This window comes from Vibrio sp. 779(2023) (assembly GCF_033344285.1).
Taxonomy (GTDB): Bacteria; Pseudomonadota; Gammaproteobacteria; order Enterobacterales; family Vibrionaceae; genus Vibrio; species Vibrio alginolyticus.
Genome location: NZ_JAWPOM010000003.1, coordinates 262,369 through 278,446, shown reverse-complemented (window position 1 = coordinate 278,446; position 16,078 = coordinate 262,369). Strand labels below are relative to the sequence as shown.

Genomic DNA, 16,078 nt, shown 5'->3' with positions numbered 1-16,078 from the left:
AGGCTGTGATTTATTTCCTACAAGTCTGATATTTGAATTTTTTTTGTGATACCATCTTGAAAATCGCATATCAAAAACGCTCCCCAAGTCACCAAAACCTCTTATTATTTATAACTATCAACAACTTGAGAAAGCACTTAAGTTAACCCATTGCGCAAACCTTTGCGTCATATCTTAAAAATTAAAACGCATCACCTCTCAAATCTGCCTAAAACTCAATCACCTAATACTAAGATGCCCTGCTAATTCGTAAAAAAGTACTAAAAAAATCGACCAATTTTCTCAGCAATGCATGAAATCTAATTAATTTCGATAGAGCTCTTGGGTGATAGCGGTACGAAGAGTGCTAACGACATCACTTGCCAAAAGACCAATTTGACCATTCTGACTCACGTTTATATCAGCAGCATGACTGTGAAGTACCACACCTAAACGTGCGGCAACAGAAATTGGTAAACCTTTGGCTAGTAATGCACCAATGACTCCAGATAACACATCTCCCATTCCCCCCGTCGCCATTCCGGCGTTACCCGCTAGACAGACGTACATTCTCGTTCCATCGTAAATAAGCGTCCCCGCGCCTTTTAAAACCACTACACCGCCATAACGCTCTTGCAGTTGTCTTGCAGCAGAGTATCGGTCACTTTCTATTTGTTGAATGGTTACATTTAGTAGTCGAGCTGCCTCTCCAGGATGCGGCGTGATCACTCGATGGTTGTCGCACACTAGAGTGCCATCGCATCGCTGGCTCAGCATCGCTAGAATATTGAGGCCATCAGCATCAACAACTTTAGGTTTCTGCTCTTGAGCCAGATATTGATAGGCTTGATAAGCCCACTCATCATCTCCAAAGCCAGGACCAAACACTAATACGTCAGCCCAGCGTATGCGTTTAGTTAAGTCGTTCTCAGTATCCCTGAGCAAGTCAGTGGTGATGCTCTGGCTCATTACTTCTGGGCAACCAACCTGCAGTGGAATAAGGCTACTCGTGTGAGTAATTGCGGCAGTTAAACCCGCTCCGGCTCTAATCGCTGCGGAGGAACATAAACGAATCGCCCCAGACATCCCTTGATTGCCACCAACACAAAGCAACTTCCCGTTGTCACCTTTATGGACCGTTGGATTTGGCTTGGGCATTAATCTTGAAACAACCTGATGATCAATACCTAATGCACTTTCTACTTCGATAGTATCAAACTTAGTATTGACGCCTAAACCACAAAAGTAGAGCTCGCCAACTCGATCTCTCGCTTGTCCAGTGCATAAGCCTTGCTTAACCCCAATGAAGGTTACAGTATGCTCGGCACGAATAGCATCACCTAAAACTGCACCTGTATTAGCACACAGACCAGAAGGAACGTCGACTGCAATCACAGGGGTATGAATTTGATTAATTTGGTCAATATAGCGACGATACTCCGAACGAACCTCACCGCTTAAACCAGTGCCTAACATGGCATCGATGATCACATCTGCTTCTAGCAATGCGGTATTCCATTCATCCCAATCATTGTTAACACCGTCGATTGACTGCCAGTCTTGGTATGCGCGCAAAGCATCACCTTTTAGCACAGATACATCACCAATTTGGAAAACATGTACATTGAGTTGAGCTTGTTTCGCAAGAGATGCAAATACGTAACCATCGCCACCGTTATTCCCTTTACCGCAAATCACTAAGATATTTTTTGATTTAGGATACAGATGTAAAAAGCGCTCATACACGGCCATACCAGCGCGTTGCATTAAGCTATACATAGAAACACCAGCCATTTGCGCAGCCAGCGTTTCACCGTTTTTTACTTGCTCTGCGGTGTAGAGTTTTAGGGCGAGATTAAAGTCCATATTCACGTTCTACGCATTGGGAAACACAATTATAAGTATACAAAAAAGCCAAGGCGGACCTTGGCTTTTGAGAAAGTTTTTTATCGCTATTGATTCTGAGACATCAGAGCTTCAGCCGTCGCGTCTTGTATAGACAAAAACAACGAGTTGATTTTTCCAGTCGGTGTGCGCATTGGGTTCAACGTAACATTCTGGTACATAAACTCCGCTTGCTGCGTAACTGGTCGAACATTGCGACAGCAGAATAAGTAAGGTCGTTGTCGCCATGTGATGAAGCTGCGACAGCCTAGGTCATACACTGGTTTTGTTTTTAATTTAAACCACTCCTGTGGGATTTCAGGGAAGATATCAAATATAGAACGACCTATCGCATCATGAGACTGCAAACCACTGTGATGAGTCATAAACCCATTCCAGACCTGTACATTGTAATCTCGATCAATGACCACTAAGCCCATGTCAACGTTTTGTACCATATCCACCATCCAATGGAATTGTTCAAACTCTGCTGGCATATTCAACATTAGAACTCCTCCATTAGATAAGACAGTTTGTTATCAAGCAGCGGCAAGGATTCATCCACAAACATAAACAACAAGTCACAACGAATCGACGTTCCTTCAATGTTGTAGCTCACTTCGAATGTCATCGTGCGGCTGAATGCTCCAGTTGTAGATTCAATGATCGAGTCAATTGAGATATGCTGACCAAGGAGTACTGGTGGACTTTGGAAGAATCGGACTTCAGACTGCTCGCCTAAACCATTTAAGAACGACCCCACCAAAATATTAGAAATATCCATTAGCAGCTCAAGCTCTTCTAGCTCTTCGCTGTCTGCTGGTACTTTCATCAACTTTTTGAGATCAGATACGCTTGAATCACTCAAAATCACTAGCGCTTCGCCAGCAATACCTTCGCCACAAAATCCCTGACAAACACCCGATACGTTGTCATGCGACGCCAAGTCGCGTAGGGCCATGTGAAGTTCGCTCACTTCAAAGATATTGACGTTCGGCAGAGGTAGTTGCACAAACACATCAAAGTGACGCGCCAATGCATCGGCTGCTCGACCAATTGAAACGTTAGCCACTTCCATGTAAATATCGCGACGACGTAAAATCGGTAACTCAATAGAGACAGGCGTGATAATTTGAGGACGAGGTTCTGGCTCGACCAACTCTTTAAGCGCCTTCTTGAGTTCATCTTTGGCGATCGGTTTTTGAATAAACGCTTTTGCACCCAGTGCGAACACGCGCTCTTTCGCTTTAGGTTGGATATCCCCCGACACAACAACCACCGGAGTTTTATCCCCCAACCGTTGCATGTGCTCTAGTGTTTCAAAGCCATCCATTTCTGGCATGGTCAAATCAAGAAACATCAATTTAAACTCGTTTTTTTCGAGTTCTTCTAGCGCGTTTTTTCCGTGGATAGCAAACGTAATATCGGCATTCAATGTGGCTGGTAGTGATCTCGCCATCTGTTTGCGTGCTAACGCTGAATCATCACAGATGAGTACGGGAAAAGACATTCAATCACCTTTTTATATTCCACAATCTGCGCCGGAGTCTAACAGATTGTTACAGCATGTAATACGAGAAAACTGACGAGTTTTTTATTTCTTTATTATTCAATAAGCATACGCAATATGAATGAATGAGTGAACAAAATGACTAAAAAGCAAGCATCACATTCGCTGTTTAGTGACATAAAACAAACATGGGTAAAACTCCTCCACCCAAAGTAAGCAAAAAGTTGCAGCTAACATCCAAAGCCCATTTTTGCTCGAATTTCATTCTTTCCATTTCCATAATGGGTAAACAGTAACGCGCTAAAACTAAAAAGGCACCCTGCTAGAGGATGCCTTTAATAACAATTTCATCGATAAGATATCAATTCTATGGCACACCATGACCTTTAGAAGCCACCCATACGCGATACCATTGCTCTCGAGTAAGTTCGATGTTCAATGCATTAACTGCAGTTTGCACACGCTCGATTTTACCAGAGCCAATGATTGGAATAGGGTTAGATGGCAAACGACGTACCCAGGCATAAATTACTTGATCAATACTCGCTGCGCCCACTTCTTCACGAATTGCTTCTAATTCGTTACGGACACGAACAGCTTGCTCACTGTCACCACTAAAAATTGAACCACCACCGAGGCAAGACCAAGCCATTGGTCGCGTGCGGAACATTTGCATTTGATCAAGCGTTCCATCGTGAGCAACCTCAAAGTTAAGTGGGTTGATTTCCACTTGGTTAGTAACCAACGGCTTACCTAAGCGAGATTGCAGCAGTTCAAACTGGCGTGGAGTGAAGTTAGACACGCCAAAGTGCTTCACTTTGCCGACTTTGTGAAGCTCAGAAAATGCTTCTGCAACCTCGTCTGCATCCATTAACACGTCAGGACGATGAATTAAAAGTACGTCGATTTCATCCACATTCAAACGTTCTAGCGAGTTATTCACCGATTGGTAGATATGTGCTGAGCTCGTGTCGTAGTGATTGATCTTACGCTCTGGCGTTTTATCGCCACACAAATTGATGTCGCATTTCGTCACGATCTGAATTTGCTCACGAACACTCTTGTCTAAAGCTAGCGCTTCACCAAACAACGCCTCACACTCGTAATTGCCGTAGATGTCGGCGTGATCGACCGTCGTAATGCCTAACTCAATGTGTTGCTTAAGAAATGACAAACGCTCTTGAGCCGTCATTCCCCACTCAACTGCACGCCAATATCCTTGAACCAGCTCTGAGAACTCTGGGCCTTTTGGTGCAGTTACTACTTTTGCAACCATGGGTTTTCTCCTTCAATTGATCTGCATTCATCGTAGTCTTGTTTTCGTACCGGCTCAACGGGTAAACTTTCGCAATTCGAACTGGAGTACGAAATATGTCTTTTGCCCAACGCCTAGCCACCCTGATCGGAGAAGAAAGCATCAGCGGGTTCGCTCGACGCGTCGATGTGTCTGAAGCTTTAATACGCAAATACCTTAAAGGCAGTGAACCTAGCCTAACCAAAGCAAATCAAATTGCAATGCGCGCCAATTGCTCTCTCGAATGGTTAGCAACGGGATGTGGTTATTTATATCGCCGTGCTGAAGTCGTGGATATGGATGCGTACAAACTTGCCTTTCAACACGTTATGAATCAGCCGTTGTCAGACGATGCAGAAGAGCTACACCGCAAGCTAATTGCAGGATATCAATACCTGCGCGCTCACAAAAAATCGGATGGTTTTTTGGATGAATCAGCAATGGCGACCTTCCTATCTCTCCATAAAGAATCTAAAAACGAGTCACTTTGACCTCGATAATTTCGCCATCACTGCGCAAGTGCACATTTAAGGACGGTGATGGCGTAAGAAACTCGTCCGGTTTTACCCAAAGCAAACTTCGAATCGTTTCTTGTGGATAGCGGTTCATCAACAAAATAACTTCTTTATCGACAAGTTCGGAAGATTTCTTTTCCAGAGCTTCAACGACATCATAGTGTTCTTGTCCGATAGTAACTCTGCGTAAAACTAACCCATCCTTTCTTAAGTTGAGGAGTAAGTCATTCAGACGCTGCCACTCGTATTCAGTGAGAAACGAGAACTGAGCACTTTCTCTTCTCAAAATCACTTCACCATACAAGTGCTGCTGGTAGTACGAAAAATCATCCAAACAAAATGCGCTGATAAACGTTGAGTTGTCCCGCAACTGCACTTCGCAACCATACCAGCTTCCACTTTTTTCTATACGTTCTTTTAGATTGGAATATGGCATTGCTGACAACGTGTCTTGCCACCAGTTCGGCGTTGAAAGTGCCGGAAACGTTACCGAACAACAACATAAAGAAAGTAAGAGTCGAAGATAAAAGCGCATGCACTGCTCTAGTTGGTTGACATCGAACCAAGACATTACTAACTGCAAGAAAATGTTCAAGAGAAAAATAGTGGCAGGTGGCGATGAAAGTTATGGTGATGAAAGTTATAACGCAGAAATTAAGAAGGCGCACATGTGCGTGCGCCTCTACCTCGTTACTCAATCGTGAGTGTGCGAATCGGCGATGTCTATTGATGCATCCCGAACATAAAACGAGGACTTACCGTAGGGTTTGAATCCATCCAAATTGTGTGTAAAACCTCACATCCCTCCTTCTGAAGCAGTCATGTTGCTTTACAATTAAAGCATGGTTCATTTTTCTCAAAAAACAAGTTTTTTATCCTAAATTATGAGAGCAATAGCACAATCTGAGTGAATGAATAATATCGCGACACTTCGAACACTCAATAGTGAAAAGCTAAATTGCATCTTTATTGATTAGGTCTAGACTCTGCGAAGCGTATACTTTCTTTCGTCCCTTCCCCCCAGCAACAGGAGAGCTTGTTAATGACCAAACGCGAGAGAATTGTGAAATCTGTGTTGGCGCACGTACCGAAAGATGCGATTAACCAGTTTGTCTCTCGAGGGTCAACACCATTTTCTGTTCTCATGATGGCCGCCATTGTGGGTACGTTGGCTGGTTTTGTCGGTACGTATTTCGAGCTTGCCGTTCATTTCGTTTCTGAAACACGAACAGAATGGTTAAGAAGCGAAATTGGTAATGTTCTACCGTTGTGGCTGGCAGCGGTTCTCATTAGCGCACTTTTAGCTTTTATTGGCTATTTTCTTGTGCACCGCTTTGCGCCAGAAGCGGCAGGTTCTGGTATTCCTGAAATCGAAGGGGCAATGGATAATATTCGTCCAGTGCGCTGGTGGCGAGTTCTACCAGTAAAATTCTTCGGCGGCATGGGCGCACTTGGCTCAGGTATGGTGCTGGGTCGTGAAGGCCCAACCGTTCAAATGGGTGGTGCTGTAGGTCGAATGGTGACCGATATATTCCGGGTAAAGGATGACGATACCCGCCACTCCCTGCTCGCTTCTGGTGCTGCTGGCGGTTTGGCTGCGGCTTTTAATGCCCCACTCGCAGGCATTATGTTCGTTGTGGAGGAAATGCGACCTCAGTTTCGCTACTCTTTGATCTCAATTCGTGCAGTGATCATTTCTGCCATTATGGCGAACATAGTGTTTCGCGCCATCAACGGGCAAGACGCCGTTATCACTATGCCGCAATACCAGTCGCCAGAGCTTCAAACCCTATGGCTATTTTTATTGCTTGGCGCATTGTTTGGCGTGTTTGGCGTGATCTTCAACAAACTGATTACCGTGGCACAAGACAGTTTTGTCGCAATTCACAAAAACGATCGTAAGCGCTACTTGATTGTGGGTTCGTTACTGGGAGGCGTGTTTGGCTTGCTTCTTTTGTACGTACCCCAACTAACTGGTGGTGGTATCGGCCTTATTCCTGACATTACTAACGGTAACTACTCGGTATCCATTTTAGTTTTGCTTTTCTTTGGTCGTGTAATTACAACCCTGCTCTGTTTTGGTTCTGGTGCGCCGGGAGGCATCTTTGCACCTATGCTTGCTCTGGGAACCTTATTTGGTTATGCGTTCGGAGCAAGTGCTGATGTCTTGCTCCCTGCGCTTGATATCGAGCCTGGTGTATTTGCGATTGCGGGCATGGGTGCCCTGTTTGCAGCAACGGTACGTGCACCGATTACAGGTATTCTGTTAGTGATTGAAATGACGAATAACTACTACTTAATCCTGCCATTGATCATTACTTGTTTGGGCGCTGTGATTATTGCTCAATTGTTGGGTGGACAACCTATTTACAGCCAGCTGCTGCATCGCACAATCAAAAACGAAAAGTTACGCCAACAGGATCTACCGGAGAATCAATCAACATAACATTCTCTTTGTTATCACTTCGCTCCAGACTATCGAAGGGTTTGGAGCGATAAACTCTGCATTTTTACATCTTTTCCCAAATATTCGATACCAAACTCACAAAATTATCATTCTCTGATATTTGCTCACCACCTTTCATGAGAAACCCCTCTCCATACTTGTTAGTATTCGCTACTTAAATAGAGCATTTCACCCAAATCGTCATGTTTCGTTTCATTCAGGCAAAAATCAAATGGAGTAGATTTGAACTGGAGAAGACTTGTGCAGTTTTATAGTGTCCCGCCGTCTCAAGCCGCGTTGGCACTAGGTATGATAGGTTTAGGGCAAGCTTGGGCACTCTATGTTCCTGAGATTGGTGAACCGATACGCCCATTTTTGGCGTCACTCGGCGCACTTTTACTCGCCCCTGTACTCATAAAATATGCCGCGAATCCACGATTATTCATGGTCGACATTCGTCACCCACTGAGTGGTAGTTTAATGGCACCAATGAGTATGGCGTTACTGATCCTTGCAGATTATCTTGCCGCTGTAGCACCTATCATCGCTTATCCACTTTGGTTTATGGCGCTTTTGCTGCATTTTACTATGATGGTGCTGTTTTTTAGCTTTCAGCTAATGAACTTCAAAATGTCCAATATCGTACCGAGTTGGTTTCTTTATCCGGTGGGGCTGATCAGTAGTTCACTAGCCGGTTCTCAACTAGGTCACAACTTATTCTCCGAAACGTTAGCGATGATGTGCATCGGCATTTATTTCTTCATGCTGCCACTCGTGTTGTATCGTTTGGTGTTTTTCGGCTCTCTACCAAGGCGAGCAAGACCGACCCTCGCGATTATGGCCGCGCCGGTAAACTTGTCATTAGCAGCATACTTGGTGAACTTTCCCTTACCTGATCCGATACTGACAGGCGCATTGGCCGGGATCGCCATCACTATGACTTTATTGATCTACTTATGTTACTTCCGCTTACTTCGCTTGAAGTTTCAACCTTCTATCGCGGCAGTAACCTTTCCTTCCGTGATCAGCGCCATCGCAATGCATCGCTTGACCTCTTTTTTCGCCGAATCGCACCCTCACTGGCACTGGCTACACGACTTTGGTTTTCTAGAGCTCAGTATCGCGACTGTATTGGTTGTTTGGGTATCGGCAGGTTACGTCAAAATGTATTGGCCAGAAATCATGAAGTCATTTTCTAAACAAGCATAAAAAAAGGATGGCGTTTGCCATCCTCTTAGAATAGTGCTTGGTTACCTAACGTAAACCGTGCAGAAACTCGGCACGCGTTGCTGGGTTGCTTTTGAAGATACCGCCTAATGCTGTTGTCGTGGTTTCGCTGGTTGCATCCATCACACCGCGAGATTTCACGCAGTAGTGTGTTGCGTCAATCGTCACTGCCACATCATCGGACTCAAGCAACATTTGAAGTGCAACAAGAATTTGCTGAGTCATACGCTCTTGAACTTGTGGACGCTGGGCAAAGAAGCGAACGATACGGTTGATCTTTGATAGGCCAATGATCTTGCCACGTGGAATGTAAGCCACAGCCGCCTTGCCATCAATGGTCACAAGGTGATGTTCACAAGTACTGGTCACTGTGATGTCCTTCACGCGAACCATCTCGCTCACGTTCATCTTGTTCTCAATCACCGTGATTTTAGGAAAGTTGGAGTAATCCAGACCGGAGAAGATTTCGTCAACGTACATCTTAGCAATGCGGTGTGGGGTTTCTTCTAGGCTATCGTCGGTAAGGTCAAGTTGAAGCAGACCTAAGATCTCACGCATGTGGTGTTCGATCTTCTCTTTCTTCTCTTCACGACTTACGTTGTTTGGACGCATTGGCGTTTCCAAACCGCGTTGCTCTAGCGCTTCTTTTACTAACTTCGCTGACTCGCTAAGACCTGACATTCCACTTCCTCTTTTGTTACTTCCGCTTCAATACAAACCCAATCAAAATTGCATTCATATTTTTCGCTTTGAGTTGCTCAGTTTCGTGTCTTTACACCAAGTCACATCAAATATAGGTACTGAGCTGATTTTATTGAGCTCCGCGGGCTTTTTACCCCTTTCGGATGGCTGACAAGGATACTCGGATTTTTGAATAATTACACCCATATTTTATAGGTGGACATTCTTACTCGGTCCCCTTTTTATGGTAAAGTTGCCACAAAACAAAAGAACACAGGATTTTCTCAATGGGCTGCTGCGACGCACCTGGCTTGATGCCAATTGAAGAAGCGATGGACAAAATGTTATCGCGAATCAAACCTATCCAAACAACGCTTTCTCTTCCACTTGCTGAAGCACTCGGTTTTGTACTGGCAGAAGATATCTTGTCTCCTATCCACGTACCGCCATTCGACAACTCAGCAATGGATGGCTACGCTATTCGCATTCAAGATCTTGAGTCATCTTCTGTATTGCCTCTGGCAGGTAAATCATTTGCAGGACAACCTTTTGAAGGTGAATGGCCTCAAGGTACCTGTGTTCGCATCATGACTGGCGCAAAAATCCCACAGGGTTGTGATGCCGTTATCATGCAAGAAAATACTGAAGTAACAGATGCTGGCATTCAGTTCAACCAAACCGACGTGAAGCCACAAAACAACATCCGCCCAACAGGTGACGACATCAAACAAGGCGACATCGTACTGGCAAAAGGTGCACGTTTGACACCTCGCGATATTCCGATGATTGCGTCGCTTGGTGTTAGCCATGTGACAGTAGTACGTAAGCCAAAAGTTGCTTTCTTCTCTACTGGTGATGAACTTAAACCACTGAGCGAACCGCTAGACGAAGGTCAGATCTACGACAGCAACCGTTACGGTATTAAACCGCTTATTGAAAACTTCGGTTGTGAAGCCGTTGATCTTGGCATCATTCCAGATTGCCCAGAGACTCTGAAAGCAACCTTTGAACAAGCGCAAACATTGGCAGATGTGGTTGTGACCTCAGGCGGTGTTAGTGTGGGCGAAGCGGATTACACCAAAGACATTCTTGAAGAGCTTGGTGAAATCGGTTTCTGGAAGTTAGCAATCAAGCCGGGTAAACCTTTCGCATTTGGTAAGCTAAGTACAGCTTGGTTCTGTGGGCTGCCGGGTAACCCTGTTTCTGCAGTTCTTACTATGTACGTGCTTGTTCAACCAATGCTGGCAAAACTTGCAGGCCATACAGAATGGAAAGCACCCGAATCTATTCCAGCAACAACCAAAACCGCCTTTAAGAAAGCGCCAGGTCGTACCGATTACCAACGTGGTATCTATACATTGGAAGATGGCAAGTTTGTGGTTGAAACAACCGGTAACCAAAGCTCTGGTGCATTCCGCTCAATGAGCCTAGCGAACTGTTTTGTTGTATTGGAACGTGAACGCGGCCGAGTTGAAGTGGGCGAAACGGTTCAGATTCAACTATTCAACTCAACCCTTTACTAGGAAGACGTTGTGGATATTCTTTCCGATCAGGAAATGTTGCGTTACAACCGCCAAATCATTCTTCGTCAGTTTGACTTTGAAGGACAAGAAGCACTCAAACAAGCATCGGTATTGATGCTTGGTGCTGGCGGTTTAGGCTGCGCATCAAGCCAATATTTGGCGACTGCTGGTGTCGGTAAAATCACGCTGATTGATGATGATATCGTCGAGTTGTCTAACCTTCAGCGCCAAGTGCTGCACCACGATGCGGATATTGGTCGTAAGAAGGTAGACTCGGCGGCCAATGCGCTACGCGAACTTAACCCGCACATCATTGTAGATACCATCGCAAAGCGTCTTGATGATACAGAGCTAAAAAGCTTGATCGAACAGCACACAATTGTTGTTGATGCATCAGATAACGTCGATACGCGCAATCAACTTAACCGCCTATGTTTTGCGACTAAAACACCGCTAATTTCAGGCGCGGCTATTCGTATGGAAGGCCAAGTGAGTGTGTTTACTTACGACGACCCAACTCAACCATGTTACCAGTGCTTAAGTGCCCTCTTCGGCAGCGGTGCGTTAAGTTGTGTCGAAGCCGGAGTCATGGCTCCTGTTGTGGGTATTGTTGGCGCAGTACAAGCGATGGAGACGATCAAAGTGATTGCTGATTACGGCCAACCAAAGAAAGGCAAAATTCTGATTTTGGACGCGCTCAGCATGTCTTGGCGAGAAATGAATCTGATGAAAATGCCAACCTGTCCGGTTTGTAGTTAGTTCTATACCTCTAATCATTCCCAAAAAGCCCAACTCGATGTTGGGCTTTTTCTCATTTTGACAATCAGATTTACAACCCTTCTTCTTACAAATCTTATCTCTATAAAATTCAACAAGTTAAAAGTTGGCACATTCCTTTCATTGCATATATCACGAACCAATGAGAGGGCGAATTATGAAAAGGACATCACTACTACTTGGGTCTCTAATAGCGAGCGCTTACGCACAAGCGGCGCCATTTGATACGTGCCCAAGCCAAGCATACCTATTCCAATCAACCCCGGTTCAAATCTATGGCGTCAATTTGGTTACAGGCTCTACGACTCTTTTAGAGGACGACACAGGTTTGGCTTCGGGCATCAACGGTGTAGGCTTTAACTTCACTGACCGTTATATCTACGGCTACGACACCACAAACAAAAAGATTGTTCGTCTTGGTCAAGACTTCCAAGCAGAGACACTTGATGTTTCGGGTCTTCCTACCGACCACACGTTTTACGTAGGTGACGTTTACAACCACGTCTACTACTTGTACCGCAAAGGCAAAGGACTTTTCTCCATTGACCTTTCTCCGCTCGATTCTGATCCAAATGCGACATTGAGCATCGTGAAAATCAGCTCAACAGCGACTGTGAACCTAACCGACTTTGCATTTCATCCAGGTGATGGCTCCCTTTACGGCATCGACAACAACTCTGGTGTGCTATATCAGTTCAACCCATCAAATGGTAGCGCAACTGCGATAGGTGACACAGGTGAGAAAGGCACATTTGGTGCTGGCTACTTCGATGTAAACGGCAACTACTACGTGTCACGTAACCAAGATGGCAAAATCTATCGCGTTGACCTTTCGGAAGGTAACGCAGCCAATATCGCAGCAGGTATCGTTCCTGCGGTTGAGTTTGTATCCAACGGTCCAAGCTCAAGCCAAAATGATGGCGCACGTTGTGCAAACGCTCCAGTGATTAACGAAGACGAGCCAATTGATTTCGGTGATGCTCCAGACAGCTACCACACAACACTTGCGTCAAACGGTCCTCGCCACGAAGTCGACGGTGTAACTTGGCTTGGTTCAGTCGCTCCTGATGGTGATGCCGACGGTCAAGCAAACGACAACTCTGTGGGCACAGCCGATGAAGATGGTGTTGGTTTTGTATCCGCACTTGACCCAGGCTTAAGCTCAATTGTGAATGTGACAGCTTCTACTTCTGGCTACCTATCAGCATGGTTTGACTGGAACCGCGATGGTGACTTTGATGATGAAGGTGAGCAAGTCTTTACCGACCAATTACTGTCTGCGGGTAATAATCCCCTACCGTTTGTAGTTTCAACCGCTGCAACGGAAGGGTCTAGCTGGAGCCGATTCCGCTTTAGCCAACAAACCGGATTAAACTACGATGGTGGTTCGACATCTGGTGAGGTGGAAGATTACCCAATTACCATCACTGGTAATGGTTACTCAGTGGAATATTTCCCGAGTGCAGAAGATTACGCCACCGTCGCTTACGAAGATAACTGGCCATACACCGCAGACTACGATATGAACGATGTGGTCGTGAAATTCCGCATCACTGAAACCAGTCTTGCTGGTCATGTTGAGAATATTCAAATTACTGGTGACCTAGCGGCTTACGGCGCAAGTTACAAAAATGGCTTCGCAATCCGACTACCGGGTGTTTTAAGAAGCTCGATTGAAAACGGACTAACAACGCTCTCCTTCAATGGTGTAGAACAAGCATCTAATGGCTTGGAAAGTATTTCTGATGAAGCCATTTTCATCATCAGTGAAGACTTAAGCACACACGCGGCGAGCAGCTGTAGCTACTTCCGTACCGAGTCTGGCTGTGATGATAACGTTTCACTCACCTTTACCTTGAATGTGTACTTCACTGAAGGATCTGACCGTTCAGCCATTCAAGCCATGCCATACGACCCGTTCATCTTTGCAACACCGGGCACTTACCATGGCGATGGGATTACCTTCCAACCAGGCCGTAAATGGGAAGTTCACTTAGCAGACCAAGCACCAACAGAACAGTTTGATGACCAAAACCTCTTCGGTGTCGGCGTCGATGCAAGTGACCCTGCGCAAGGTGTGTACTTCAAAACAGCAAACAACTTACCTTGGGCACTGTTGATAGTAGAAGATTGGGATTGGCCGCTAGAGCGTGTAGACATGGTCGATGCATACCCTCAATTCCAAACTTGGGCTGAGTCTGGTGGCGAACGAAGCACAGATTGGCACACCGCTCCAACACCTAACAAATGCTACATTCCATAGGGAGATAACATTATGAAAGCACTTATCACAATCATCATGGGATTAGCACTAACGGCTTGTGGCGGTGGCGGCGGAGGTGGTAACAGTACACCACCTTCACCAACCCAAACCACCGTTGCAGAGGAAGACACAACCCAACAGGAAGAAACAACCGTAGAAGAGACTACCGTAACTGTAGAAAATGCAACCATGCAGGACCTAGTAGTACCGGATGGCTTTAGCTACAACCCAGTGACGGAGGGTACGCTCAATGTAGACATCAGTGGTTTCTCTTCACAACGTGCACACCTAAGCGTGTACAAAGAGTTTGTCGAGAACAGTTCAGGTAACTACGATGCAAAATATCCAAGCAAAGTCGCATCGGTTCCACTCAACAACGGTACAGCAAACGTCGACTTTAATGTTTCTGATAGCCAAGGTAGCCTACTTGTTGAAATTTGGTTCTATGACGGCAGTGACCCAATTCAGAAAGTGATTACTTCTGGAGACAACACTTGGACCATGTAACTAGATAGATTGAAGGCATGGCGAAAGCGACCTTTCATCATAAATCTTCAATCTCAAGCTTAAAAATCGCATCGTTCTTTTGAACATGCGATTTTTTTGTTGTAAAACAGTAGGATTAATCATCGAGCGGGAAAACACGTTGGACAACCCGAAAACCTTCATTTTGGTCTTTGTTGCTGCCATCGTCGCATTATGTTTGGCTCTGTGGCTAACATCTTCTGATGAAACACAAACCATCACCGCAAAAGTGATTTCAAATACCCTGACACAATCCCTCGATGGGCTAAGACGCTATCTCACCGTCGAATCAGAGGTACTCGGAACAAAGCGTGTTGCAGTTCCAACCTCTGTCCATTGTCCTGAAGGGGCCTTAGTGACATTCAACCAAGCTACGGATTCACTCTTCGAGCAACCGCTCACGTTTTTAAATTGCGAATGAGCCTACTCTTCCAATTCATGTAAAACGTCATACTACTTTGAGGAAATGAAAAACAATGCAAGCACTGATCAGTACTGATGAACTCAATAGCCTTCTCGGCCAACCTAACGTCAAGCTCCTCGACGCTAGTATTGCGTTTCAAATCCCTTCTGAAGGTAAAAAGATCCAAGATAAGTGGATTCCAAATACTTTACGCTTTGATTACGACAATGACTTTTGCTTACCCGGTTCTTCCCTGCCGCATATGATGCCAACAGAAGAAGGCTTCAACCAAAGTGCGCAACAACTCGGTTTGAACAACGAAGATTTGATTGTGGTTTACGACAACTCTGGCACTTTAGCCGCGCCAAGAGCTTGGTGGATGTTCAAAGCTATGGGACATGATAATGTTCGAGTCTTAAACGGCGGCCTTCCCGCTTGGGTTGAAGCCGGATTCCCTGTTGGAAGTACCCTATCGCAACCAAGCGAAAAAGGTAACTTTGCGGGTAAGCTCAACCAAAATGCCTTTTTGAGTGCACAAGATGTTCTTGCTCATTCCACCAATAAAAGTGCAAATATCATCGATGCCAGAGCCAAAGCACGCTTCCTTGGCGAAGTGCCTGAGCCACGAGAAGGTCTACGTAGTGGGCACATTCCAAATTCGGTTTGCTTACCGTTTCAAGAACTCTTAACCAACGGTCACATTAAACCAAATTCAGAGTTGCAACAGATATTTAGCGCACTAACGATAGATAGTGACAATTCAATTATTTTTAGTTGCGGCTCCGGTGTGACCGCATGCATTTTATTACTCGCGGCGTATCAAATTGGTCTGGACAATCTGTCGGTGTACGACGGTTCTTGGACCGAATGGGGTGCAGACCACTCTCTACCTATCGAGCGTTAAGACAAGTGTCTGTTTAACAAAGTATCTTACGTTTATCTAAAGATGATGTGTTCCAATAAACTAAACGCAGCTTCTAAACCAAACTTGTCATTTCGAAATAGAAACTGGCTATGAGTGATTTGTCCCTCCTCATAGCCTGACTACATC

The 16,078-nt window shown here is 45.2% G+C and carries 15 protein-coding genes; 9 read left to right on the top strand and 6 right to left on the bottom strand.

The window, feature by feature from the left end; genetic code table 11:
* Positions 1–303 precede the first annotated feature (303 nt).
* From R8O70_RS06375 to R8O70_RS06360, 4 genes are all read right to left on the bottom strand, one after another.
* On the bottom strand, positions 304–1,845 hold the full coding sequence (locus tag R8O70_RS06375; RefSeq protein WP_161441179.1) for an NAD(P)H-hydrate dehydratase: 1,542 nt from the start codon (positions 1,843–1,845) through the stop codon (positions 304–306).
* A gap of 86 nt (positions 1,846–1,931) precedes the next feature.
* Entirely contained in the window at positions 1,932–2,369 is a 438-nt protein-coding gene (locus tag R8O70_RS06370) for a PAS domain-containing protein (RefSeq protein WP_005373463.1), read from the bottom strand.
* Positions 2,369–3,373 (bottom strand): response regulator, encoded by a 1,005-nt coding sequence (locus R8O70_RS06365; protein WP_005373466.1) that lies wholly within the window; start codon positions 3,371–3,373, stop codon positions 2,369–2,371. The genes R8O70_RS06370 and R8O70_RS06365 overlap by 1 nt, the downstream gene beginning before the upstream one ends.
* A gap of 367 nt (positions 3,374–3,740) precedes the next feature.
* Entirely contained in the window at positions 3,741–4,649 is a 909-nt protein-coding gene (locus R8O70_RS06360) for an aldo/keto reductase (RefSeq protein ID WP_151515713.1), read from the bottom strand.
* A 95-nt stretch (positions 4,650–4,744) separates the two neighbouring features.
* On the opposite strand from R8O70_RS06360, the gene R8O70_RS06355 reads away from it, so the two are divergent.
* The gene (locus tag R8O70_RS06355; protein ID WP_005387686.1) at positions 4,745–5,158 is read left to right on the top strand and encodes a helix-turn-helix domain-containing protein; all 414 of its coding nucleotides are present in this window, start codon (positions 4,745–4,747) and stop codon (positions 5,156–5,158) included.
* On the opposite strand, the gene R8O70_RS06350 is transcribed toward R8O70_RS06355, so the two are convergent.
* Entirely contained in the window at positions 5,139–5,753 is a 615-nt protein-coding gene (locus R8O70_RS06350; protein WP_258508809.1) for a hypothetical protein, read from the bottom strand. The two genes, R8O70_RS06355 and R8O70_RS06350, sit on opposite strands and share 20 nt — an antisense overlap.
* Before the next feature lie 471 nt (positions 5,754–6,224).
* Here R8O70_RS06350 and clcA point away from each other — a divergent pair, with 471 nt between their 5' ends.
* Complete coding sequence (gene clcA / locus R8O70_RS06345; RefSeq protein WP_258645448.1) at positions 6,225–7,628, top strand: H(+)/Cl(-) exchange transporter ClcA; 1,404 nt, start codon at positions 6,225–6,227, stop codon at positions 7,626–7,628.
* A 261-nt stretch (positions 7,629–7,889) separates the two neighbouring features.
* Complete coding sequence (locus tag R8O70_RS06340; RefSeq protein ID WP_005373475.1) at positions 7,890–8,837, top strand: TDT family transporter; 948 nt, start codon at positions 7,890–7,892, stop codon at positions 8,835–8,837.
* 45 nt (positions 8,838–8,882) lie between these two features.
* On the opposite strand, the gene folE is transcribed toward R8O70_RS06340, so the two are convergent.
* Positions 8,883–9,536 carry a GTP cyclohydrolase I FolE gene (gene folE, locus R8O70_RS06335; RefSeq protein ID WP_318184086.1) on the bottom strand — a complete coding sequence of 218 codons (654 nt, stop codon included), beginning with the start codon at positions 9,534–9,536 and terminating at the stop codon, positions 8,883–8,885.
* Between the two features lie 287 nt (positions 9,537–9,823).
* Here folE and moeA point away from each other — a divergent pair, with 287 nt between their 5' ends.
* From moeA to R8O70_RS06305, 6 genes are all read left to right on the top strand, one after another.
* The gene (gene moeA, locus R8O70_RS06330; RefSeq protein ID WP_064354844.1) at positions 9,824–11,059 is read left to right on the top strand and encodes a molybdopterin molybdotransferase MoeA; all 1,236 of its coding nucleotides are present in this window, start codon (positions 9,824–9,826) and stop codon (positions 11,057–11,059) included.
* Positions 11,060–11,068: 9 nt separating this feature from the next.
* Positions 11,069–11,818: a molybdopterin-synthase adenylyltransferase MoeB gene (gene moeB / locus R8O70_RS06325; RefSeq protein WP_064354845.1), complete on the top strand. Its 750-nt coding sequence runs from the start codon at positions 11,069–11,071 to the stop codon at positions 11,816–11,818.
* A 175-nt stretch (positions 11,819–11,993) separates the two neighbouring features.
* Positions 11,994–14,099, top strand: coding sequence for an LruC domain-containing protein (locus R8O70_RS06320; RefSeq protein ID WP_258645451.1), 2,106 nt, complete (start codon positions 11,994–11,996; stop codon positions 14,097–14,099).
* Between the two features lie 12 nt (positions 14,100–14,111).
* Complete coding sequence (locus R8O70_RS06315; RefSeq protein WP_064354847.1) at positions 14,112–14,606, top strand: hypothetical protein; 495 nt, start codon at positions 14,112–14,114, stop codon at positions 14,604–14,606.
* Positions 14,607–14,745: 139 nt separating this feature from the next.
* On the top strand, positions 14,746–15,045 hold the full coding sequence (locus tag R8O70_RS06310) for a hypothetical protein (RefSeq protein WP_258625167.1): 300 nt from the start codon (positions 14,746–14,748) through the stop codon (positions 15,043–15,045).
* A 55-nt stretch (positions 15,046–15,100) separates the two neighbouring features.
* Positions 15,101–15,931 carry a sulfurtransferase gene (locus R8O70_RS06305; protein ID WP_258625164.1) on the top strand — a complete coding sequence of 277 codons (831 nt, stop codon included), beginning with the start codon at positions 15,101–15,103 and terminating at the stop codon, positions 15,929–15,931.
* Positions 15,932–16,078: the final 147 nt, after the last annotated feature.